Source organism: Vibrio sp. 10N.222.47.A9, assembly GCF_963872585.1.
GTDB lineage: Bacteria > Pseudomonadota > Gammaproteobacteria > Enterobacterales > Vibrionaceae > Vibrio > Vibrio splendidus.
On record NZ_CAWNBB010000019.1, the window covers coordinates 109272 to 132213 of the forward strand.

The 22942-nt window shown below is 43.7% G+C and carries 20 protein-coding genes; 14 read left to right on the forward strand and 6 right to left on the reverse strand.

What is annotated here, in order from left to right:
- Positions 1–236: 236 nt before the first annotated feature.
- From AACT19_RS03315 to AACT19_RS03340, 6 genes are all read left to right on the forward strand, one after another.
- Positions 237–2345, forward strand: coding sequence for an LruC domain-containing protein (locus AACT19_RS03315; RefSeq protein ID WP_076645213.1), 2109 nt, complete (start codon positions 237–239; stop codon positions 2343–2345).
- A 13-nt stretch (positions 2346–2358) separates the two neighbouring features.
- Complete coding sequence (locus AACT19_RS03320; protein WP_076645215.1) at positions 2359–2859, forward strand: hypothetical protein; 501 nt, start codon at positions 2359–2361, stop codon at positions 2857–2859.
- Positions 2860–3080: 221 nt separating this feature from the next.
- On the forward strand, positions 3081–4844 hold the full coding sequence (locus AACT19_RS03325) for an ABC transporter ATP-binding protein (protein ID WP_076645217.1): 1764 nt from the start codon (positions 3081–3083) through the stop codon (positions 4842–4844).
- Positions 4838–6622 carry an ABC transporter ATP-binding protein gene (locus AACT19_RS03330; protein ID WP_076645219.1) on the forward strand — a complete coding sequence of 595 codons (1785 nt, stop codon included), beginning with the start codon at positions 4838–4840 and terminating at the stop codon, positions 6620–6622. Before AACT19_RS03325 ends, AACT19_RS03330 begins: the two co-directional genes overlap by 7 nt.
- A 233-nt stretch (positions 6623–6855) precedes the next feature.
- The gene (locus AACT19_RS03335) at positions 6856–7122 is read left to right on the forward strand and encodes a hypothetical protein (RefSeq protein ID WP_076645221.1); all 267 of its coding nucleotides are present in this window, start codon (positions 6856–6858) and stop codon (positions 7120–7122) included.
- Positions 7123–7220: 98 nt separating this feature from the next.
- Complete coding sequence (locus AACT19_RS03340) at positions 7221–7655, forward strand: hypothetical protein (RefSeq protein WP_076645223.1); 435 nt, start codon at positions 7221–7223, stop codon at positions 7653–7655.
- 138 nt (positions 7656–7793) lie between these two features.
- Here the strand turns inward: AACT19_RS03340 and AACT19_RS03345 are convergent, their stop codons facing one another.
- Positions 7794–8285: a cytochrome b gene (locus AACT19_RS03345; protein WP_076645252.1), complete on the reverse strand. Its 492-nt coding sequence runs from the start codon at positions 8283–8285 to the stop codon at positions 7794–7796.
- Between the two features lie 300 nt (positions 8286–8585).
- Here AACT19_RS03345 and AACT19_RS03350 point away from each other — a divergent pair, with 300 nt between their 5' ends.
- Both AACT19_RS03350 and AACT19_RS03355 read left to right on the forward strand, forming a co-directional pair.
- Complete coding sequence (locus AACT19_RS03350; RefSeq protein WP_004730180.1) at positions 8586–9425, forward strand: tetratricopeptide repeat protein; 840 nt, start codon at positions 8586–8588, stop codon at positions 9423–9425.
- Between the two features lie 144 nt (positions 9426–9569).
- A complete protein-coding gene (locus AACT19_RS03355) occupies positions 9570–10847 on the forward strand; it encodes a peptidoglycan DD-metalloendopeptidase family protein (protein WP_076645225.1) in 1278 nt (425 codons plus the stop codon).
- A 98-nt stretch (positions 10848–10945) separates the two neighbouring features.
- Here the strand turns inward: AACT19_RS03355 and AACT19_RS03360 are convergent, their stop codons facing one another.
- Positions 10946–11266 (reverse strand): heavy metal-binding domain-containing protein, encoded by a 321-nt coding sequence (locus AACT19_RS03360; protein WP_004730185.1) that lies wholly within the window; start codon positions 11264–11266, stop codon positions 10946–10948.
- A gap of 58 nt (positions 11267–11324) precedes the next feature.
- Entirely contained in the window at positions 11325–12251 is a 927-nt protein-coding gene (locus AACT19_RS03365) for a LysR substrate-binding domain-containing protein (RefSeq protein WP_076645227.1), read from the reverse strand.
- Positions 12252–12342: 91 nt separating this feature from the next.
- On the opposite strand from AACT19_RS03365, the gene AACT19_RS03370 reads away from it, so the two are divergent.
- A complete protein-coding gene (locus tag AACT19_RS03370; protein ID WP_076645229.1) occupies positions 12343–13371 on the forward strand; it encodes a DMT family transporter in 1029 nt (342 codons plus the stop codon).
- Positions 13372–13413: 42 nt separating this feature from the next.
- On the opposite strand, the gene AACT19_RS03375 is transcribed toward AACT19_RS03370, so the two are convergent.
- Positions 13414–16437, reverse strand: a complete 3024-nt coding sequence (locus tag AACT19_RS03375) for an HD domain-containing phosphohydrolase (RefSeq protein ID WP_076645231.1) — start codon at positions 16435–16437, stop codon at positions 13414–13416.
- Positions 16438–16783: 346 nt separating this feature from the next.
- On the opposite strand from AACT19_RS03375, the gene AACT19_RS03380 reads away from it, so the two are divergent.
- The 4 genes from AACT19_RS03380 to AACT19_RS03395 all read left to right on the forward strand — a co-directional run bounded on the left by AACT19_RS03380 (position 16784) and on the right by AACT19_RS03395 (position 20403).
- Complete coding sequence (locus AACT19_RS03380) at positions 16784–17530, forward strand: phosphatase (RefSeq protein WP_076645233.1); 747 nt, start codon at positions 16784–16786, stop codon at positions 17528–17530.
- 177 nt (positions 17531–17707) lie between these two features.
- Positions 17708–18103, forward strand: coding sequence for a cytochrome b562 (locus AACT19_RS03385; RefSeq protein WP_004730193.1), 396 nt, complete (start codon positions 17708–17710; stop codon positions 18101–18103).
- A 302-nt stretch (positions 18104–18405) separates the two neighbouring features.
- Complete coding sequence (locus AACT19_RS03390; protein WP_061023346.1) at positions 18406–18756, forward strand: hypothetical protein; 351 nt, start codon at positions 18406–18408, stop codon at positions 18754–18756.
- Between the two features lie 111 nt (positions 18757–18867).
- Entirely contained in the window at positions 18868–20403 is a 1536-nt protein-coding gene (locus tag AACT19_RS03395; protein WP_076645235.1) for a PepSY-associated TM helix domain-containing protein, read from the forward strand.
- A 130-nt stretch (positions 20404–20533) separates the two neighbouring features.
- On the opposite strand, the gene gloA2 is transcribed toward AACT19_RS03395, so the two are convergent.
- Together gloA2 and AACT19_RS03405 are read right to left on the reverse strand one after the other, a co-directional pair.
- Positions 20534–20917: an SMU1112c/YaeR family gloxylase I-like metalloprotein gene (gene gloA2, locus AACT19_RS03400; protein ID WP_076645237.1), complete on the reverse strand. Its 384-nt coding sequence runs from the start codon at positions 20915–20917 to the stop codon at positions 20534–20536.
- Positions 20917–21849 carry a LysR family transcriptional regulator gene (locus AACT19_RS03405; RefSeq protein WP_004730200.1) on the reverse strand — a complete coding sequence of 311 codons (933 nt, stop codon included), beginning with the start codon at positions 21847–21849 and terminating at the stop codon, positions 20917–20919. The genes gloA2 and AACT19_RS03405 overlap by 1 nt, the downstream gene beginning before the upstream one ends.
- Before the next feature lie 374 nt (positions 21850–22223).
- Here AACT19_RS03405 and AACT19_RS03410 point away from each other — a divergent pair, with 374 nt between their 5' ends.
- Entirely contained in the window at positions 22224–22817 is a 594-nt protein-coding gene (locus AACT19_RS03410; protein WP_076645239.1) for a cysteine dioxygenase, read from the forward strand.
- Positions 22818–22942: the final 125 nt, after the last annotated feature.

Below are 22942 nucleotides of genomic sequence, written 5' to 3' on the forward strand. Positions count from 1 at the left end.
ACAAAAATTAACCTTTATTTTCATGTTCTTATCCTTATCTTTCACTTGCACGAAAACTTGGCTTCCCTTTTGCTTTATTGAATATGCAGCTTGTTTACTCGGCATCAACACTAATAGACCAGCACTTGATTCGTTCCACCATTTACTTGTTTGAATCACGTTTATTTAATCTGCCGTTTTGAGTTCAAGTACTTTTCAAGGAATTCGCCTTAGCGAAGATAAAGTAGAGGTTTATTATGAAATACAGACAGGTTATTTACCTTATCACAGCGGCAGTCAGCGCCCCTCTCTATGCAACGTCCGTTGATCTAGACTTTTCTAACCATATTGAATCAACAAATTTGAGCACTTGGGCGGGCCCTTCTTACGATGGCACGGTCATTCATTTTTTGAATGTGGGCACACACAATGGAAAAACGATAGATGCGAAAGTGAGCAGTGAAGTTTTTGGTGATGCTACGTTTTTATTCCACACGCCCGATTATAAAGAAGGCCCGGATCAGCCAGACGGAGACATTGGTTTCCTTTATCAAACGAATTCTGCGGGCGCAGCAGGCCTTATCTATACATTCGAATTTTATGACGGAACTGACGGGTTATCTGGCACGTTTTCAGAACCTTATATCGTTCCAGAGTTCGATATGATTGGATATGACATTGATGGCGAACCCGTTCAATCAGAGCAAGTTCGTGTGTTTAAAAGTGAAGGTTTTTACAGCTATCAAACAGGTTCTGCTGGCGCGAGTTTAACCGCTGAGGAAAGCGAAGATGGAGATTCGGTTTTGTTCAGTGGGCCGGGTACAAATTACTCCGAAACCGATACTTCAGGGGCGGTTAAATTTACGTTCAAAAACACCTCGATTGTCACCCTACAATTTGAAACGGTGACGACAAGCGGTAGTAGTTTCCCAAATCCCATTTTTTCCGCGTTCGATGGCAACTGGGATCTCTCCGGATTCACCACTCCAATTGAAAGCTCCGATGAATCTGATTTCGGAGACGCTCCTGATAGTTACGGCACATTGCAGGCAAGTAATGGTGCTGAGCACGCGGTCTCTTCAATACTATATCTAGGCGCGAGTATTGATGCAGATACCGATGGACAACCCGGTGCGTCATCAAATGGCGATGATTTGGATATTGGCGGGAATGATGACGACGGTATTACTTTGTTATCTAACCTAGAGATAGGGCTGGATAGCCTAATCAACGTAAATGTTGTGGGAAGTGGTTATCTTCAAGCGTGGGCTGATTGGGACATGGATGGGGCATTCGCTGATGACGAGCAAATACTGACAAATCATGCAGTAGTGGATGGTAGTCAAGTTGTTCCGATTCGTGTTGGTGATGATGCAGTTGTTGGTGTCGTTCAAACTCGCTTCCGCCTAGCAAGTAGCCCGAACATTCCAAGTGATGGTTATGTAGGCGATGGCGAAGTAGAGGATTATGTTTTCAATGTAACTGACCCAGGAACTACTATCCAACATTCAAATTACTACACAGCGGCGTTCGAAGATAATTGGCCAGAAGTTGGTGACTTTGACTTAAATGACGTCGTGGTTTACTACCGCACTACCATTTTAAGTAAAGATGACGCAGTGCTTCGAATGGATATTACGGGAACCATAATGGCCTACGGTGCTTCTTATGGTAATGGACTAGGATGGAAGCTTGATGGCTTCGATGAGTCAGATGTTGATCTTCAAACGGCTCGAGTGCAAAAGAATGGCGCGACTCGAGTAAATATCTCGCCGTTTACAGGTGAGGACAAAAATGTTGCATCGCCAGGAGGAGACCTCGTTGTTGTCGCTTCGTTGAACCTAAAAAATGATCTTCCGATTCACGGTGAGTGCATGTTCCACCGCACTAATCCTTCTTGTAGCCCGACGTTAGAAGCTGACCAAATGACGTTCAGCATTTCTCTACCGTTTGCTTCTGGAAGCGAGCCGACAGTGAGTTCACTGATGCCATTAAGTGGCTTCGACCCATTCATCTTTGGTGCGGGAGCTGGTTATTACCACGGTGACAGTTTCTCTACATCTCCGGGTAAAGATTTAGAAATCCATACCGCAGACTTACCACCAACGTCTCGTGGCACGTTAGTGAGTGATTTCTATGGCATCGCGCAAGACGATTCAGACCCATCTAGTGATAAATACTATCGAACTACGCAAAATATGCCTTGGGGTATCTTAATTTCATCTCCTTGGAATCATCCATCAGAGTACATTGATATTAGTGAGGCGTATCCTGATTTTGCCGAATGGGCGACCTCAGGAGGTTCAGCGAAACCAACCTGGTACCAAAACCCGACTTCAGACAAAACTTGGTCAACAGAAGACTAATCAAGGAGGATTTATGAAAACAATCAAACTAATACTGAGTAGCGTGTCTCTTGTCTTCCTTTCAGCTTGTGGTGGCGGGGGAGGTGGTGGTAGCAGTAGCGCTTCAGCTCCAAGTTCTGTGACTCCACCAAGTAATGCACCAGCTGGAGGAAGTAGCGCGGTTACCTCTAGCGTTGCACCTGCACAACAGTCTTTGAGTTCGGTAGAGCTCTCTATCCCAGAAGGCTTCGATTTTTCGACTGAAAGGGAAGTTACCGTGAGCGTTGATGTGGCAAGTTCACAGAGCTCCCGAGGCTTTATGAGCATCTACACTGATTTTAATGGAGAGGTTGTCGATTACACCTCACAAGTGTTGAGAACACCGATAAATGAGGACATTGATTTTTCTACGACACTGCTTCTTCCTAATCATGTCGATAGAGTTTGGGTAGAGGTATGGTATCCATCAGCGATGGGAAGTGAAGTGAAGCGTTTAGTGGATATTGAAAACGGGCAGGTAGACGTTATTCTTTAAAGCGAATTTTTCATATAATCAGATATTTGCCGCCATTTTTGGCGGCAAAGTTGTTTCTAGCAATGCTAAAATGTAATAGCGGTAATCAATTATTGAATATGGTTGATATTGTCAACTAAGTGTTTTTGATGTATCTTTACCTCAGTGATGACCCTATCTAGCTTAGATGTCCGGTCATATCGCTAGTTCTCGCTGTGAGCCTGCCCTAAACAAAGAATACTATGAATAAAAGACAGTTTATTGCCCATTATCTGCGCATGAATCGCACCTCGTACTTACTAGCGATTGTGTTCATTTTTCTCGTCAACTGGTTGCAAGTAGAGATCCCTCGTTATATCCAATTGGCGATAGATTTGATTGATGACGCTTCTTCAACTGGCCATCAGCAACTGCAAAGCTATGTTTGGATTGTAGTCGGCATGTCTGTCGCCATGGTGGTGGTGAGAATTCTGTCTCGTATCTATGCGCTTAATCCGGGGCGAATTACAGAAGCAGCGCTCAAAAGTACACTTCTACAAAAGCTGAATCGCTTACCGAGCAGTTTCCATGAACGTTTTGCTTCAGGTCGACTGATCTCGATTATCAATAATGACCTCAGTGGTATTCGCTTGCTGTTTGGTGTCGGCTTCTTGCAGTTCTTTAATGCGTTGCTTGCGTTGTCGCTGACGCCTCTTTACATGTGGCGCATATCGCCAGAACTCACACTGTATTCGATCATTCCTATCTCAATCGCTTTTGTGATTTTCCGTGTGGGCTTCAAGCGAATGAAAGCGCTGCATTTAGAGCACATGAAGCGTCTACAAAACCTGTCTGCTCAATTAATGAGTTACCTGTCTGGGATTGACTTGATTAAGAGCCAGCAGATGTCACCTTGGGTGAAAGCCGAAACTGAAAAGCTTAACCAGTTATTGCTTGAGTGCCGCCTTAAAATCACACGTATTCAAGTCTTCTTTATGCCGGTACTCGACTACGCCAATGACCTGATGAAAATCATCATTCTTGGGCTAGGTGGCTACATGTTGATGAGACAGGAACTCACACTTGGTGAGATTACTGCTTTCCTAACTTACTCGGTTTTGCTCGCTATGCCATTGATGCAGCTTGGCAGAATCGCGACCATCTATCAGCGTGGCATGGTGGGTATTCAAAGTGCACAGACCATTCTTAATGCCAAAGTCCCCGAGCTTGATGAAGATAAGCTCACTGAGTTAGATGTTGAATCGCTAAGGGGAAAAACGTTTTCCGTTCGCAATCTCAGCTTCAGCTATTCGGGTGAAGAGCGTGTGATTCTTGATGACATCAGCTTTGATATTCCTGCTGGTAAGAAAGTGGGTGTGCTAGGTGGAATCGGAGCGGGTAAAACGACATTAGTGAACTGCTTGAACCATCACTTGGATGTACCAGAAAGTTCGGTTTTTCTTGGCGAAAGGGATATCACTAGTTTCTCACGCAGTGACTTGCGTCGTTACGTGAAAACCGTGACTCAAGACCCTTTCCTGTTTTCAGCAACCGTCGAGGACAATATCCGCTTTGGCAGCTTAGATACTGACTTGGCAAAGAGTCAGGTTGATGAAGTGTTGGAGCTCAGCCAATTGGCGAGTGACGTTACTCGTTTTGAGCATGGTGACCAAACCTTAGTCGGTGAGAAAGGGATCATGTTGTCAGGCGGTCAGAAGCAGCGTTTAAGTATTGCTCGCGCCTTATTACAACCCACCGATCTGATCATCATGGACAACGTTCTATCGGCTGTCGACTATGAAACAGAACGTAAGATCTTGGAAGGCTTGTTTAAGCGCTTGGAAAATCAATCAGTACTTGTGGTTTCACACCGTGTTAATGCCCTTGAATATATGGATGAAATCATCGTGTTGAACGAAGGTAAGGTGATCGCGAAGGGCGACCATGCAACGTTATTGAAAAAGTGTGATTACTATTACGATACATGGCAACTACAGCAGAATGAAACGGAGGCAGCAGCATGTTAAAAGGTGTTGATCTCAAGTACCTCAAGCACTTTTTTAAGTTTGCTAAGAAATACAAACGCTCTGCGATTCTAGGCATCGCTATGCTTCCGCTCTCTGTCATTACAAGCTTATTGTTTCCTTGGCTGATCATTCAAGTGATTGATGTACATCTGAGCCATGGGGATATGGATGGACTGCTCGAGTACGTCTTCTATCTAGTCGCAGTTCTGGTGGCGAGTTATGTGGTGGATACTATCTATTCATATAACCTGCGTAAAACGGGTCAATATACGATAACCGACATGCGTTCAGTGTTGTTTGCTCGCGTGCTTAAACTGCCACGTAGCTATTTTGATAACACACCGATTGGCGTAACACTTTCACGATTAACCAGTGACTTGGAAACCATCGGCGAGACATTTGTTCAGTCGGTTGTAGGTCTAGTTAAAGACAGCATCAATACCATTGCTCTGTTGGTGATGATGTTCTTCATTGACTGGCAGTTAACGATGATTGTGTTGATTATCATGCCGCCAGTGATGTATTTGACGGTGTATGTGAGAAACCGACTTCGTGCTTTGTATAAGGTGACTCGTTCTTCGCTCGCTCGCGGTATTGGCTTTTTACAGGAAGTACTATTTGGTATGAAAACCGTTCAGATGTATCGAGCGGAAGAGCAAGTCGAACAACGCTACCAAGGCTATACTGATGAGTTTCTGAGAGCACAGAAGAAAATCAATAAATACGATGCGATTTTGTTCTCGTTTATCTCTGGTATCACCTCAATCACGATCGCAATTATGATCTGGTATGGTTCTGAGCAAGTCATTGAGGGTGCGTTGACATTGGGTGTGCTGATCGCATTCATCAACACACTCGAAAAGGTGTTTGTGCCAATTCGCGACTTTACTTCCCAGATTGCTTCTATTCAAAGCTCATTTGCGGCTTTTGACCATATTGAAGAGCTGTTTGTTGAGCCGACTGAAGAGGAAGGGCGCAACCTGCTGCCATCTAACAAGGTTGAGAAACAGCTCGAACAGTTTGTGATCCTGGAGTTTAAGAACGTGAGCTTCCGTTACAAAAACGACTCTCCCTACGTTCTAAAGAATGTCTCGTTTGTATTGGAGAAAGGGCATCAAATCGCGCTTGTCGGTTCTACGGGGTCGGGCAAGTCGACGATTCTGCGTCTGATCTCTAAAACCTACCAAGATTATGAAGGCAGCATTCTACTGAATGGAATAGAGCTGTCACAGATCTCAAGCGAATACTCTGCTCATTTGTTCTCAATGATGATGCAAGACGTGCACTTATTTGAAGAGACAATCCAATTCAATATCGCGCTGGGTAAAACGCATTTATCTAGAACTGAGGTTGAGCAGGCAGCGCGCTATGTTTATGCCGATAAGTTTATTGAACAATTGCCACAAGGTTATGACTTCCACTTGGAAAAGAACGGCTCCAATTTGTCTGTGGGGCAAACGCAGCTTATTTCGTTTGCTAGAGCGGTTGCACAGGGTGGTCAATTGATGATGCTTGATGAGGCGACCAGCTCGGTAGATTCAATCACCGAAGACCTGATTCAAAAAGCGATGCAGCGTCTGTTTAAGGAAAAAACCGTGATTGCGATTGCACACCGTTTGAGTACCGTTCGTCACTCGGATACGATTCTGGTATTGGAACAGGGTGAAATTGTTGAGCAAGGTAATCATCAACAGCTAGTCGCACACAATGGAATTTACGCCGGGTTATTGAAGGAATCGATTGTCGAAACGGGCGATTCTCAAGTTACGGTAGCTTGATTGTCTCAAATCAGGCTGTTGCTTTCGATGAGACGAACTGGTCTTGTCTATGCTTCTCCAGTTTCTATTGTTTTCTAATATTCCCAATAGGTTAGGGAAATTAAACATATTTTTCGATTATTAATATGTTATGATCTCCCTACTACTAAAGGGGTGTCTTCGGGCATCGGGATGTATGCGAGCAAAACGTAAGTGCTTGTGTCAGTCACTTTCTGGCGAATATGGAATCGAAGATGTTGTTGGAAGAAGTTGTAGAAATTATCGAATTAACCGACTCAGACCATTTATCTCAAGCAATGGAACTGTTTAACGAGCATGGTTTTGTTGATGCTGAGTCTTTACCTTTTATGAATGTTGTTTTTGAAACAGCACCGGATCACCTTGCGAAGAAGTTGTCGCAGATTGGTTTTAAAGGTTTAGTGCAAGTCGAAAAGAATGAAGATGCATCGGGCTTCACCATTATTAATGCTGACCGTGTTCTGCTAAAAGATTCTGCTTAACTGTAAGATTCTTTTTAATGACAAGAATAAGATTCAGCTTAGTGAAAAGACTCTATCCAGTTCAGTAACACCCGTTATGATTATTTGAGGTTAACACAGTGACAACAGCAACCGTTTCATCAACAGAGCAACACATTTCCAATGAACATGCGCTTTTAGGTGCATCGTTATTAGCGTCTCAAAAAGTTGAGTTGGCTCTGTTCAGTGTTATCTCTAAATTAGCTAAAGCACTGCCAAAGGAACAACAGCAGCCACTAGGCTTGGAGTTGGATACCTTTTTAAGGGAAAAGCCAAGTGAGCAAGCCTCTACGCTGAGCCAATACGAACAGACGTTTGGTGAGCAACTTCCTTTAAAGACAAATGAAATCAGCGATTTTATTTATCACCGAAACTTGGTAACTCGTGGCTTTTGGCGTGTGACTGGGGCTGATGTTAAAGGCGGTGAGAAGCTAGCGAACCCAGAGCTTTATTTAAAAGAGTTCTTGGCCAAGTGTGAATACTGGCAAGTGATGCTTGATACTCAAACCAAGTAATCAAATTGAAATAAGAAAGCCATAGCGTACATGCTATGGCTTTTTTGTTTGTGTAAACCATGCTGTATTTTTTAAAGCAGATGATTACCACGAATACTGAGAACATCACTGATATTACTTTAAATATCCCTCCAAAATTTAAAGCATCATCTTCAATACATAGTTCCTAGAGACAAAGTGGTGTTTAAGTGCAGCACAAACATGAAGAACAACTAAACAAGCTAGGGCAATACAACTGGCACGATGTAAATAGAAAAAGAAGCCGTTGATTGCAGGGTCGGTAATTGGGTTATTCACGCTCACCAACCAGAATAACGAATAAGGTTCTTTTAGCATCAAATAACCGGTGCTGAAAACCATAAACATCACTAGATACATCAGGGAGTGAGCAAGTTTAGCAACGCATTTTTGCCCTTGAGGTACAGACAGTGGCATGGTTGGCGATGAGCGGAAGTGACTCCAGACATAACGAACCACGAATAATGGCGTCGCAATGGTCGCCAATGACATGTTGAGCACTGACAGAAAAGAAAACAGTTCTGGATGACTGGTGACATAGTGCATCGCATACCCTGCGACTGTTGCATAGATGATGACAGATGCCATGACCCAGTGCAGCACCCGGCTCATTAAATCGTATCGTGGATTGTTCAAATTAACCTCGCTCTGATCGTTATTAATATAAGATTCATCTCGATGCAATAAATCAACTCTTGGTATATTCGCATCGCGAATTAATTATATAGAACAGTATTACGCGGTATTTTTATAATTTAGAAATTAATGATGTTGCTTCAGGTGTTTTATAATTATCAATGATGTTTTAGAGTGTTAATTCCAATAAGGAGAAGGCAGAATTGCCGACTTTCTAGCTTGTCTTGCGATTAAGAGATACAGTTAACAAAGATAAAATATATAAGGAACGTATAAATGCTTCGAATCCTATTGATTGCAGTGTTCTCACTGGTCACGACCATGAGCTTTGCAAGCGAGGAAGTTAAATACTCAGAGAAAGAGTATGTAGACCGACCATTGATGGAACGCTATATCTTAGATGAGCTGAAGCAGTTGCGAATGGAACAGCAAGATCTGGAAAGGCGCTTGACCATTCAGATGACCGATCGTGAGCTTACAGTCGCCGATAAGTCATTGAACTATGCCAATGTCACGGTCACGTATTTCTTCTACATTATTGCGGGTGTTGCTTCTCTTATTGCATTGGTTGGTTGGCAATCACTGAAAGATCTCAAACACACCACCAAGGAAATGGCTGACCAGCGACTTAATTCGATTGCTCAAGACTACGAGAAGAAATTCAATGTTCTTGAAAGGGATCTTAAGCGTAAGACCAGAATTATCTCAGAGAACAACCGAGAAATAGAAATCATCAATGAGATTCACAATTTATGGCTCAGAGCGCAAAACGCTCAAACCGCCGAGCAGAAGATTGAAATTTACGATGAGATATTGAAGGTTCGTCCGGGTGATTTAGAAGCGTTGACCTATAAAGCGGATGCTGCGATGGATATGCAGGAATACCACTGGGCAATGAGCCTATGTAACCGCGTGTTAGAAGTGGATGACCAAAATGCCCACGCCTTGTATCAACGTGCTTGTTCGTATGCAAGGTTAGGAGCAGAAGGTCAGGCTATCGATGACTTAGAGCGTTCTATTGAAGCGAGTGGTTCAATGAGAGAGTTGCTAGCTGAAGAGCCAGACTTTGAGATGCTGCGCGGCTTAGATCGTTTTGAAGCGCTTTGTGAAGAGTAATGTCACATAAGGTGGTGGGCTTCACATGCCCACCATATTTTGGCAACTTTTGTGGAACGGTTTCTTACATTTCGTTTATTCTTTTCAATTAATTGTTATGTTATAACACTTGCCAAGTTCCTTGTTATAACCGCTAAGTATTTTATGAAGTTCCTCCCTATTGGCCTGATCGTTATCGCTATCAGTGCATTCTCGCTTTCCGTTTTGCTCCATTTTCAATCCGAAGTACCAGAAGAAATCTCAATTCAAGTCACCCCTTATAAAGATTTATTAACTCATCAAGAGGGGGCATCAAACTCATATACAGATTCAGAGGCAAGCTCAAGAACGTTGGTAAAAGTTCATTACTTTGTGAAGGTTGGAGATACGCTCAGCAACATCTTTTCGTCATGGAAACTGCCTTATGAGACAGTTCAAAAAGTGATGGAAGCGGATCTTGAGTCTTTGAAGCTCGATACAATAAAGCCCGGCGATCACCTAGAGTTGCTTTTGGATAGTGACTCTAAACAACTCGTAGAGCTGATTTTCCATGAAAGTCTCGTAGAGCAAGCTGTCTTCACTAAAAATGATGATAGAAGCTTTAATTACCAATTCCATGAAATGCCTGGCGAATGGAAAGAAAAGCTCTACAAGGGCACCGTTCATGGCAGTTTTTCAACTTCAGCATACAAAGCGGGATTAACAACCGCCCAGATAGCCAATATTACTCGAACGTTGAGAGACAAGATTAACTTCTCAAAGCAGTTAAGAGCGGGCGATGAGTTTAATGTGTTGGTCAATGAGCAATACACAGGCGACCATCTAACAGGAAAAACAGAGATCCAAGGCATATCGATTACGTTACGAGGTAAGGAAGTGGCCGCGTTTCTTGCTCCGGATGGACGCTTCTACGACAGAGAGGGTAATAGCCTTGAGCAAGCGTTCAATCGCTACCCAATAGACAAACAATTCCGAAGAATTACTTCGCCATTTAACCCATACCGTAAGCACCCAGTGACCGGACGTATATCTCCGCATAATGGTACTGACTTCGCAACACCCGTAGGGTCGCCAGTTTATTCAACCGGTGATGGTCGAGTTATTGCTATTCGTAACCACCCGTATGCGGGGAAATACATAGTGATTGAACATAACAGTGTTTACAAAACTCGCTATCTGCACTTGAGCCGATTCTTGGTTAAGAAGGGGCAACAGGTTAAGCGTGGGCAGAAAATTGCGTTGTCAGGCACGACTGGTCGCGTAACCGGGCCGCATTTGCATTTTGAAGTACTGGTGCGTGGAAGAGCGGTGGATTCGATGAAAGCGAACTTACCTTTAGCGAGTTCTATCTTACCCGAAAATAAAGGTGCATTCTTGGCGAGAGTTGCCTCGTTTGATGACATGCTCTCAGGGCAAAAGGTTGCACGAGTAACATCAAGCTAAGTGTCAGCTTATAACCGTTCTAACCCTCTGGCGGCTAATTATCAAAGGGTTGGAACGAGTTTTCATTAGGCTGCCTGAACGCTCAGTAGCCTAATAGATTAAGCGACGACAACCGCTGTGCCGCTTGCAGATACCATCAACATGCCATTACCTGTTCCTAATACTTCATAATCTATATCGACACCTACCACCGCGTTGGCACCCGCTTCAATCGCTTTTTGCTCCAACTCTTTGAATGCGTAGTTGCGTGCTTTTTCTAATTCTTTCTCGTAGGTGCCAGAACGTCCACCCACAAAGTCACGAATTCCTGAAAACATATCTTTGAAAACGTTCACCCCTAGAATGGCTTCTCCGGCAATAACTCCTTTGTAATCGACAATACGTTTGCCTTCAACAGATTGAGTGGTGGTAATAATCATAATGGCCTCTTGTAAGCTTGATGAGCTGTTACTCGCTGTATGGATTGATAGTTTGGTCTTACTCTTGAATAACATCGCTCAGAGTTGTCTCTGAGCGTGTGAATTCATGCCTCAACCATGTTCTCAGTTTTAGCACACTTTCTTGTTTTAATTTGTTTTTTGGGCAAACAAAATAGAAATCTTGGTGTGGGTTAGCGACGGGTTCGCCCAACTCCACAAGCATCCCATGGCTGATGTCATCTTTCACAAACAAGCGGTGAGTGACTAAAACACCAAGCGAACGAATTGCAGCTTGCACGGCTTGAATCGAGACATCGAACGTCAAGTTACTGTGGAACGTCGGCATTGGTATTTGATAATGATCACACCACACCTGCCAGTCATGCTGTCGTCTTGGGTTAAACGTACCAATGGTTGGGTTTTGTTTCACAAGTTGCTGGACGTTTAATCCGGTCTGGTTTTTCAATAGAGCAGGGCTGCACACCAAGACCAGGTCATCGTCGCCGAGCTTTTCGCTGTAATATTGTTCCCACTCGTTTGGCTTGCCATGTACGAGGGCAATATCGACACCTTCTTGTTCGATATCGAAAGGGCCTGTTAATGTCGAAATACGGATATCAAGAGAGGGAGCAAAGGCTTGGAAGTCGGGCACTCGAGGGATCCACCAGTGCATGGCGAGTGAATTGACCATGTTGAGAGTAATGCGGTGATCGTTAGGCGTTCTGGCAAGCTCTTCTGTCGCTTCTATCACCTGTTCCAGTGCTGGCGCGACTTTACGATAATATCGCTTACCTGCGGAATTTAGAACAACACGACGGCCGACACGTTGGAACAGCGGCTTATTGACCAGTTGCTCCAATGATTTGATAGCTTGGCTTACCGCAGAATGACTGACGTACAACACGCGAGCGGCGTCGGTCATGCTGCCTGTTTCAGCTACAGCGATGAACGCATAAACGGATTTAAGCGGAACGAGTTTTTTCATTGGTAAGTTTTCCTTACAGTTATGGTTAATATTACTCGCTATTTTTCATCACGTCACGCTTCTAAAATAGGTGTCATAGGAGGTGATAATTATGTCTGATATTACCAAGGCGACGACTTTCATGTTGTTGTCGACGTTCAGTTTGTCTTTGAGTGGCTTGATGGCCAAGTATCTGTCTGAAGTGATGCCAATCTCGTTACTCAGTTTTGTGCGTTTTTTGTTACCCAGTCTGTTCTTATTCTTATTCTTGATGTTTTACAAAATAACGAAACCTTCACTCGATATGTGGAAACCTTTAGTGATGCGAGCGATCTTTATGGTGGCGTGTCAGTGGTGTTTCCTTACTTCACTACAAACCTTAACGCTGGTTGAAGGTGTGGTGTTATTCAGTACGGGTCCGCTGTTTATTCCATTGTTAGAAAAATTAATATTCGGAACCAAGATTCATACAACGACTATCGCATGTTTAGCCATTACATTTTTCGGCGTAGTGATGATGGCAGGGGATTGGTCGCAGTTTGAATTTGGTTCAGAGTTCTTTAGGCCAGCGTTGTTGCTAGGGTTATTGGCGGGTGTGTTTAATTCGGGTTCACAAGTGAGTTTGTATCGAGCATCCAAGACTAGCCTGACACCCGCAGAGCTTAACGCGTGGACGTTCTTGGTCGCGGCAATCATTGTGATACCTATGCTCGTGTTGACTTCTGTTTCTGCTGTACCAGATGTACTTAAGGGGGATAGTGTGTATGGAGCTTTAACGACTTTGCTGTCGTTTGATGACTTGCGTTGGATTGGACTTGGTGCATTTGGACTCGCACTGTTTACCATCAATACTCAAATTTTCCGCTCCAAGGCTTATAAGCTTGCAGATAGCGGTTCCCAGTTGGCACCACTGATTTTTACTAACATGCTGTTTAGCGCCTTATGGCAGGGTTTGTTCTTTGATGATGTGTTTTCTACTCAGCAGATGATTGGCATTAACTTGATTGTTGTGGCAAGCATTACCAACACTCTACTAGCTAAAAGACACAGCAAGGCAAAAAACAAGCAAACACCGCGAGTCACAGTGGCTGTAGCGACTGTAGTGGACGTTGCGGTGTTGGACTCTGCGGCTAAAAGCTAATCATTGACCTTATAGCCTAAAGACTAAATGGTTAGCTCAAACTTAAAATAATGAGCGTATGTACTCTTTGACTCGGTCGATGTGTTCGTTTGGTTCAATCTCGCAACGCTGTTTAGTCTCTAGGAATCGCTCAGCGTATTTGTCGTAGATTTTGTTTTCTAAGAACAGCAAATACAGCTTGGGATCGATATGACCGCTGGTGGCCATGTCGGTCATGATGTTGAGTGATTCGCTTAGGAGTTTGCCTTTCTTATACGGGCGATCACTAGAGGTGAGCGCTTCAAAGACATCAGCAATGGCCATCGCTCTGGACGGTAGAGGTAATTGGTCTTCGCTTAAGCCTCTTGGGTAGCCCTTACCGTCGATACGCTCGTGGTGTCCGCTGGCGATATCCGGAATATTCTGGAGGTAAGACGGATAAGGCAGCTTGTTAAGCATGGTGAAGGTTTGAATAATATGATCGTTGATCATGAAACGTTCTTCATCGTTTAACGTGCCACGACGAACTTTCAAGTTGTGCAGTTCACCTTGGTTGTATTTGACCTCTCCTGGCTTAAGCACAAACGCTTCTTGCCATACATCAGCAGGGCTAAAGCCATTATCCCACGGTATTTTATGTTCGGGTTTATCAGCAAGTAGCGGTTCCATCACCGGTAGTATTTGGTCTTTTCTTGCTGGCTCAGCTTCACTCTTCTCTGTCGTGTGTTGTTGTTCATTGAATCTCTCTTTTTCAGACCAAGATAACCCTAGCTGATCGTCGAGTGTTCGTTTCCATTGGCGCTTGGCTATTCGGTCTAAGCGTTCTAGTTGTTCGTCCGTCATCGACTCTCCACCAAGGTTACATTCAGCAACAAAGGCAAATTCTTCATCCAATTCTGACAAGCTTTGTTCGAGGATCTTAAGCTGATCCTCTTGAAGCGCTCCGTTCGCTATAGCTTTCCAGTAGTCGGTTTCAGCCTGTTGTTTTAACAGTTCGAAACGCATTCGCACTTCGTGGATTCGGTCGTAAATGGTTTCCAGTTTTGTCGCTTTGTCTACGACATACTCGGGTGTGGTTACCTTGCCGCAGTCATGAAGCCAAGCGGCGAGCATTAACTCTTCCCATTGTTTACTATCCAATGAGAATTGCGGGTAATAACGGTCATCATCAATGGTTGCTTGAGTCAGCCATTTGGTCAGTTCAGGCACGCGTTGGCAGTGCCCGCCCGTGTAAGGTGATTTTGTATCAATCGCTGATGCAATCAACTCGATAAAGGCATTAAGCATGTCTTTCTGTTGCTGCATTTGGTCGATGTTGTCTTTGGCTATTTCCGCAAAACTGAGCAGTTCTCGTAAGAAGGCGTGCTTGTCTGCCTGCATCTTGGTAATCGGTCTTTCATAGCCAATTGCGACGATACCCACCAACAACTTCTCACGGTTTAATAGTGGAAACAGGTACAGATCTGAATTGAAGATCGAATCTTGGTAATAGTTGAGAACATTGTCTTCTCGGTTTAAGTGGATGGTTTCTCCGGATTTAAGCTGGCACAGCAACCAAGGGGTGTGCTTGATGAAGTCATTGATGTCGGCCTTAAAGGGAAGAATGGCGAGGTTCGCGGCCGTATCAAACACATCTTTCTCTTTTGATTGAGTGAAGAGGACGATGGTTTCTGCTTTGGTAATTAAATAGCTTTGATGAGCAATATTTTTGGCTAATATCGAAAATTCCTGATTACCTGCCGTGTCTCGAAGTAGCGTAATAAGATCATGAAGCGTGTGTTCCATCAGCTCAATTGAGTGGGCGAGGTTAGCCACTTCTTGAATCATGCTTTTGGGATAATGAGTTCGCCTGAAGTCAAATCGTGCGATGTTGTCGGTGAGTTGCATCAGTGTATTGAGTGGCTGAGACAGTCTATTAGCAACAAACCATACGATAGCGAAGCAGATGAACAACATCCCAATCGCGACGGCGACTTGCTTGTCACGCATCGAGATAAGATCAGAGAGCAACTCATTGTGTGGCGTAGCCTCTGCCAAATATAAAGTGACATTCTGAGTGAGCTCAACAGGCGTTAGTGTTAATGCCCAAGTGTTTAGGTTGTACTCAACGTTTTTTAGGTTGAGGTTTAATTTCTCCTCGTCGGAGATAAGTGGTGCTATGACGGATGCTTTCAATGCTTCCATCTGTTCACGTTTGGGCACATTGAAGAAGCTTTGGTCTTGCTCACTGCCAGAGAGTTTCCCCGTCGTTTGGTTATTCGTTTTCTCAGTTTTACTTGTGTCGTTAGGCTGGGAGGTAAGCTTGGGAATCGATAGATCAAGTTGATGTTGGCCGAGAAGATTGAAATGTTGATCGAACAGAGCGAGTCGGGTTTGTGGAGAGTAGGCCAATTCACTGATCTGGGAAGAGAGAGATTTCAACGTGAAGTCGGCACCAACGACATGCTTGCCATCCAAAGAACGTCTAGAAAGCGTGATGCCATTGGTTTGCAGGAAATAGAACAGGTAGGGCTCAGAGAGTTGTATTGAGCCGTCAGGCTTTGCGTTACGAAACCAAGGTCGAGTCGTGGGGTTGAACTTACTCTCGGCTTGTCGGGTACTGATCACTTGGTGTGCGCCATCGAGAAAGGTAATAAAGTTTTCACCATCTAGATTGGTGCTACTGACCATCATGGTCGCTTTGGCGGGAGCGTTGTTGTCGGCTCTCTGTTTAATGGAACTCAGAGGGCGAAAGATTCGGAAATTGCCATCTTCAGAGCCATAGAACAGAGCGACTAAATTGGTATTTTGTTTGAAGATGATATCGACTGAAGCAAGCCAAGATTCTTTTTCGACGGAGGAGGTTTGATGAGCAACAAACGGGCTCACTGCCATCACGTTTAAGGTTGTGATGACTGGGGCAATAGCTTGTTTAAATACCGATTCCAGCTTATCGCGATGTTCATTACTGACTTCGCGCACGGTGCCTAAAAGCAGTTCTTGAGAGTGCCGATAACTTATCGAAATCAGTACGGTACCGACAAGAGTGGTCAAAATTAAGAAAAGGCTAGTGATGTGGATACTCAGCGGATATCGTCTTCTTCTCATCTAACACTCCAGTTTGTAGACTGGTTTAAGTATTGACGAACTTGGGTAGGTTGCAAAAAATTGGCGTAATTACCGAGTATGTTCGATTTTACTTAGATAAGAAAAGCGTTAGTGTCGCCTGGTTAGCCACGTATTATCGTGCTGTGTAAATGAACTCACAATAAACCCTTATGTTTAGGTGCTAATTGTCACTTTCAGCTGATAAACTGGTCGAATTGTTGCCATTAAGCATTCCTTTTCAGAAGCACTCCTTTTCAGAAAAAGGTGCAGGCACTCCTTTCCAGAAAGAGGCTCAGAGTTACTTTCTGGAAAACGTTTTTTGACTAAGCGAAGAGAGCATTGATTCATGGAACTCAAAGTAGATACCCACACCCACACATACGCAAGTGGCCATGCTTACAGCACGCTGATCGAAAACGCTAAGTCGGCAAAGCAAAACGGTTTAGCTATGTTTTGTACTACTGACCATTCAGAGTCTATGCCGGGCGCGCCACACTATTGGTTCTTCAGTAACCAGCGTGTACTTCCTCGTTTTATTGAAGATGTCGCAATTATTCGAGGTGTCGAGTCAAACATCATGAACACACAGGGTGAAATCGATATTCATCCGAGCGTTGATAAGAACCTAGATTGGGTGATCGCGAGTTTTCATGAGCCAGTATTTCGTCCATCGGATGTCGCTACCCATACAGAAGCATTGTTGAATGTGATTAAAGGTGGTCGAATTGATGCGCTTGGTCACTTAGGAAACCCTAATTTTGATTTCGATTTTGAAGCTGTGATTCAATGTGCGGCGGAACATAACGTAACGATTGAAATCAACAACACCACACTCAAAGGCAATAGCCGAGTTGGCAGTGTTGACCGCTGTTATGAGATTGCAAGAATAGCGAAAGCGAAAGGTGCGTTTATTACGACAGGTAGCGATGCGCATTTCTGCGTAGATGTCGGTGGCTTGGACTTAGTCGCTGCATTGTTAGACAAAGTAGGTGTGGATTCGAATAAAGTGGTCACTCATTCGCCACAGCAGTTTTTGGCATTTTTAGCATTGCGTGGCCGCCAATCTATTGCTGAATTTTCGGTATTTGAGTGATGGAATGTCCGTTACTTTATACTTTTTAGTCATTGGTTAGTTAGCTAGTTTGCATTTCGACACAATCAATTTTTGTGCCCGACGGATTTTTGTATACACTAGCCGAAAATAATAAAGTCGAAGTGCCACAACAACGATGGCGCTATCTTCAAAGACATCGCTTCACCTGGAGAAACAATGAAAACTCGCTCAATCCTTTTATCTGGCTTAATCGCTGCTTCGCTATTGTCTGGCAACGCTTTTGCTAATGTTGACCTTAAGAAAAACATGCAAGAAATGAAGCTTGCGTTCAAACAAGCAGCAGAAGCTCAAAATATTGAAGAGATGCAAAAGCCTATCGTACGTATCGACACGCTAGTTGCAGAGCTCAAAACGGGTGTTTACCCAATTGAGAAAGAAGAACACTTCATGGAAGGTTTCAAAAAGATCAGTGCATCGATTGATAGCATTGAGAAGAAGCTAGACCAAGGTGAATTTGAATCTGCACAGCAAGAGCTTCGTACTATCGATGGCCTTCGTGAAGAGTATCACGAGAAGCGTAATCCAAGCATTTGGAGCAAGATCTTCGGTTAATCTGCTAATCAATTGAGTTTGCTTGTTAGCGTATCAAAGAGCAAAGCCTTAAGATTTGATTTCTAAAACGCCGCCTTACATTATTCTTATCAAGAAGGTGTAAGGCGGCGTTTTTCATTGTCTTTTTTATAAACAGTCTGTTATGTAGAGTTTCACCACATTTTCTTGGCTCTTTCGTTGTAACCAGTTTTTAACTAAAAAGAGTGTGCGTTAGCTTCAATTTTCTAACCTGATGTTAATTTTTACGTTTACCTATATAACAAGTGCCTCATAATAAGGAAAATTTATAAAGATTAGGAATAATGCGCCGAACTTCGTTCAATTTCTCCATGTTACTCGCTACAGCATTAAGCTGGGTGCTAGTGACATTAATGCCTGTTATCAATGCTCATGGTAATAGTGCGGGAGTATGGGCGTCGTTATGTACGGTCAACGGCTTTGAACTGGTTCAAATTGAAGAAGGCGAACCCAATACTCACAAAGGAAAGCCGTGTCCCTTTAGCCATTTTTCCACGTTTCACCAAGACGAACTTCCAACTACACTACTGACAACTCGACTGAGTTCTATTGTCTCCGACAGCTACGCTTTTTTGGCTCTAAGCGAACGCTATATGAGGCAAGCCCCGCGCGGCCCTCCCTTTGATATTGCTTAAACCTACCCCACTAAAATAATTAAAAAATAAAGTATTAAGTAAAGTTAACCATGCTCAGATTACTTTCTGATTTTTCAGAAGGTATGTTTGCGTGTGTCAAAGGAAATAATAATGTTGAGAAATGAATCTCAAACCCCTGCGAAAGCACAAGCGACTTCGCAGTCTAAAAGCAGTGCAACAACCGGTTCGGAAACCAAACTAAAAAGCAAAGACCGCAATAAAACTCTCTACTTCCTCACTTGGCGCTGGCACTTCTATGCCGGGCTATTCGTTATCCCGTTTATGCTAATGCTGAGCATTACAGGCTTGGTGATGCTGTTTGATGATGAAATCGAATTGGCTTTCCACCACGAAGCCATAGAGATTGTTGCATCGGGCGACCCTATTAAGGTTTCACAACAGTTAACTGCAGTGCAGAATCAATACCCACAAGGTACGGTGACACAGTTTGTACCGAGCAAAGTCCCTGATCTTGCGAACCGATTTTCTGTATCACTTGAAGATGGCACTTCCGTTTTCGCCACGGTGAATCAATACACTGGCGAAGTGGTAGGAGAAATCCCGCGTAGCGATAGCCTGTACCAGCTGGCGAATGACATTCACGGCACTTTGCTGATTGGTGATTGGGGTGATTACCTAATTGAAGTCGCAATAAGCTTGTCTATTCTGTTGCTCATCAGTGGTATTTACTTATGGTTACCGAGAGATAACGCGAGCCGCGCTGGTTTTCTTAAGCTTCGATTTGGTTCAGGAACGCGTGTTTTAATGCGTGATCTGCATGCGAACATCGGTGGAACACTGTCATTCATTCTTCTGTTATTTATTCTATCAGGATTATCATGGACAGATTTTTGGGGAGGTAAGCTAGTGCAAGCATGGAGTACTTTTCCTGCTCAAATGTGGGACGACATTCCTCTGTCTAACGAAACGCATGCTTCTTTAAATCACGGGTCTGAAGAGGAAATGCCTTGGAACCTAGAGCAAACTCCACTGCCTTTGTCTCAAGATAAGCCAGCAGAACACGTCCACCAAGTAGAAGAAGCGTCTGAAGCTCATGATCATTCTAAGATGGGTGAGGATCATTCTCAGCATGTGTTATCTGCCAGTAATTTCTCGATTGATGATGTGATAGCAAAAGCTCAATCTCTTGGTTTTACACAATATAAAGTCAATTTCCCGCGCTCAGAAACGGGCGTTTACACTGTGGCTGCCAATACCATGGGCGGTGACATCATCGATCCAACCCAAGATCGTACGACTCACCTTGACCAATATTCAGGGCGCATTCTAGGAGAGGTGACGTGGCAAGATTACAATTTATTCGCCAAAACTTTAGCCGTCGGTATTTCTCTACACCAAGGTGACATCAGCATCATCAACAAGCTTCTAAATGCGTTGTTCTGTTTGGCATTCATTGTGGTGTCAGTGACTGGTGGAGTAATGTGGTGGATGCGCAGGCCTTCAGGCCAAAGAAAGCTGGGAACGCCACCGAAGTTTGGCGATGCAGGCTTATGGAAAGCAGGTTTAGTGACTGTGGTTGTTATTTCGGTACTGTTTCCACTCGCGGGTGCAACGATTGTGACTGCAATGCTATTGGATTGGTTACTGTTTTCACGCGTTGAGAGATTCAAAGCCGCGTTGAGTTAATTGACACGTAAACGGACTTTCTTGACTTGAGAAAGTCCGTTTTATTAATCAGATGGGCGATTCTTTTGTGAGGAAGACTTTAGACTTGATACCGCTCTAGATTTGATAAAGCTTTAGATCTGATACAGCTTTAGATCTGATAAAGTTCTAGCGGCAGGCCGTCTGGGTCTGCGAAAAACGTAAATGATTTCCCCGTAAACTCATCAACTCGAATTGGTTCGACTTCAATGCCTTGTCCTTCCAAATAGCTTTTGACATGTTGAACGTCATCAACACAAAAAGCCAAATGTCTCAGCCCTTGAGCTTCCGGAAAGCTTGGTCTTTCAGGTGCGTCAGGGAAGCTGAATAATTCTATTTGAGCGCCATTAGGCAGAGCCAAGTCAAGCTTGTACGACTGGCGCGCTTCACGATAATTCTCAGCAATCACTTCAAGCTTTAAAACTTGCGTATAAAAGCGTTTAGAGACTTCGTAGTCTGAGCAAATAATGGCGGCGTGGTGTATTCCTTTCAGCATCAGTTTATTTCTCCTGCCAGCTTGTCACCCAAGTGTTCCATCGCATAATCAATGAATACACGCAATCGGGCAGGCATGTACTTGGTTTGAGCAAACTGCATCGCGATTGCACCATGGTAATTACTCTTGATGGTCCAATCTTCCAACACTTGTACAACAGAGCCTTCAGCCAGCGCATCTTGAATTACAAAGTCATGGAAAATACCTACGCCTAGACCTTCTTTCACACCTTTTAGTCGCATTTGCGAGTGGTTCACCGCGTAACGTCCGCTGACGGGGACTGTGTAAAACTCATCATCTTTAAGAAAGTCCCAAATGTGGTCTTTATCTGTTTCTGCAAGGTATAAGCAGTCGTGCTCAGAAAGCTCGGTAGGGTGGTGAGGAATTCCTTTGGCATCTAGATAGTCGGGGCTCGCACATAACACGAGGTTCGTTTTGCCGAGTTCTTTCAATACCAAACTCTCGTCTGGCTTATCGGTAAGGCGAAACGCAATGTCGATGCCTTGACGTAAAATATCGATGTCGCCATCGGCGGCTCTTAACTTAAGTTGGATCTCAGGGTACTGATTCAAGAATGGAACAACGAAAGGCTGCAATACCGAGTTCAAGAAGGCTTCAGGCGCCGCTACCGTTATCGAGCCTGCAGGCTCAGTATGGTCTGAGGTAGACAGTTCAACCGCTTGTTGCGCCGCATTAATCATGACCACGCTTTGGTCGTATACCAACTGGCCTGCTTGCGTGATGATCAATGTACGAGTGGTTCGTTCAAACAGCTTTACTGAGAGTGCTTTTTCTAGACGTGTGATCAATTTACTCAACGCTGAAGGTGTCACGCCTAGCTGCTTTGCTGCGGCGGTAAAGCTACCTTCATTCACAACTAAGATAAACGAGGCGAGATCGGGAAGTAGGGCGATGAGTTTTGGGTTAATCATAAGTATCCAGTTAGACTGATTTCAACGGTGGCCATAACCTTGATTGTGAGTGATATCTTCTAATTTGTGAATCAATTTCATCAATTGATACGCGCAATAGTAGTCGTGATGGAAGCCGTTCTTTTGTTGTTCCTATTTCATATTACTCAGTTATTCAGATCTCAAGTCAATATGGCGATTCCGTTCCTTCAAATTGGTTGCTAGATGCTTTTTGTTATATGAATGTAAATACTTGTGATTGCTTGTTAAATTTAATTTAAACAGTGTTAGTATCCTCCCAACTTGTGCTGAATCGAATCAGCCATATTTCATCGTTCGAAGAGAGCTTTTAACTTCGAGTTCGGAAGAGCAAAACATAGTCAGAGGTAAGTATTTTGCAACGTACTGATATCACCCCAACGCAATCTCCCGCGTTAGCCGCGTTAATTAATAACGATTATGAGCTTAATTTCCAAGAGTTTATGGACCAAATACAACTGGCGAATAAACCCATGTCTCTGGCTTCTATTCGGTTCATATTGGATAACATCGAGCTGAGTAAAGAAGAGATCAAGTCGTTGGCGAGTTTTGATAAAGAAACATACTGCCGACAAAGACTTTTCAAGAATGACCACTGCGAAGTTTTAATTTTGAGTTGGCTAAATGGGCAAAGAAGTAAAATACACGATCATTTGAATACGTCTTGTGGCGTAAAGGTTCTACATGGGCAAGCAACGGAAACCTTGTTTGAAACGGCGGCTAATGGTCACATTTTTGCTTCTCAGTCGACTCATTTCCAAGAGGGCAGTGTGACCGTCAGTAAAGATAATGATATCCATCAGATATCGAATCTACAGGCTGGAGATGAACCGCTCATTACGTTACATGTGTATTCGCCCCCTTTAAGCCAATTCCACCTCTATCAGCTAGAGAGCGGTAAGTCGGAGCTGCTCGACATACAACAAGACTGCTGGGCCTACGAGATTTAAAGTGCGTTAAACGGAGACAACTTTCTACTTAAATGGTCATGATAAGGCTAAAAGGAGGCGTAGAAAGTCTGTCGTTTAATTTTGCTTTAACGCTATGCATTATAAAATTTTATACTATTTATGAA

Bases quoted from the DNA above. Each gene is read 5' to 3' on its own strand.
- AACT19_RS03315 (WP_076645213.1), top strand. From the start codon at position 237: ATGAAATACAGACAGGTTATTTACCTTATCACAGCGGCAGTCAGCGCC.
- AACT19_RS03320 (WP_076645215.1), top strand. From the start codon at position 2,359: ATGAAAACAATCAAACTAATACTGAGTAGCGTGTCTCTTGTCTTCCTT.
- AACT19_RS03325 (WP_076645217.1), top strand. From the start codon at position 3,081: ATGAATAAAAGACAGTTTATTGCCCATTATCTGCGCATGAATCGCACC.
- AACT19_RS03330 (WP_076645219.1), top strand. From the start codon at position 4,838: ATGTTAAAAGGTGTTGATCTCAAGTACCTCAAGCACTTTTTTAAGTTT.
- AACT19_RS03335 (WP_076645221.1), top strand. From the start codon at position 6,856: ATGTTGTTGGAAGAAGTTGTAGAAATTATCGAATTAACCGACTCAGAC.
- AACT19_RS03345 (WP_076645252.1), bottom strand. From the start codon at position 8,285: ATGAGCCGGGTGCTGCACTGGGTCATGGCATCTGTCATCATCTATGCA.
- AACT19_RS03350 (WP_004730180.1), top strand. From the start codon at position 8,586: ATGCTTCGAATCCTATTGATTGCAGTGTTCTCACTGGTCACGACCATG.
- AACT19_RS03355 (WP_076645225.1), top strand. From the start codon at position 9,570: ATGAAGTTCCTCCCTATTGGCCTGATCGTTATCGCTATCAGTGCATTC.
- AACT19_RS03360 (WP_004730185.1), bottom strand. From the start codon at position 11,266: ATGATTATTACCACCACTCAATCTGTTGAAGGCAAACGTATTGTCGAT.
- AACT19_RS03365 (WP_076645227.1), bottom strand. From the start codon at position 12,251: ATGAAAAAACTCGTTCCGCTTAAATCCGTTTATGCGTTCATCGCTGTA.
- AACT19_RS03370 (WP_076645229.1), top strand. From the start codon at position 12,343: ATGTCTGATATTACCAAGGCGACGACTTTCATGTTGTTGTCGACGTTC.
- AACT19_RS03375 (WP_076645231.1), bottom strand. From the start codon at position 16,437: ATGAGAAGAAGACGATATCCGCTGAGTATCCACATCACTAGCCTTTTC.
- AACT19_RS03380 (WP_076645233.1), top strand. From the start codon at position 16,784: ATGGAACTCAAAGTAGATACCCACACCCACACATACGCAAGTGGCCAT.
- AACT19_RS03385 (WP_004730193.1), top strand. From the start codon at position 17,708: ATGAAAACTCGCTCAATCCTTTTATCTGGCTTAATCGCTGCTTCGCTA.
- AACT19_RS03390 (WP_061023346.1), top strand. From the start codon at position 18,406: ATGCGCCGAACTTCGTTCAATTTCTCCATGTTACTCGCTACAGCATTA.
- AACT19_RS03395 (WP_076645235.1), top strand. From the start codon at position 18,868: ATGTTGAGAAATGAATCTCAAACCCCTGCGAAAGCACAAGCGACTTCG.
- gloA2 (WP_076645237.1), bottom strand. From the start codon at position 20,917: ATGCTGAAAGGAATACACCACGCCGCCATTATTTGCTCAGACTACGAA.
- AACT19_RS03405 (WP_004730200.1), bottom strand. From the start codon at position 21,849: ATGATTAACCCAAAACTCATCGCCCTACTTCCCGATCTCGCCTCGTTT.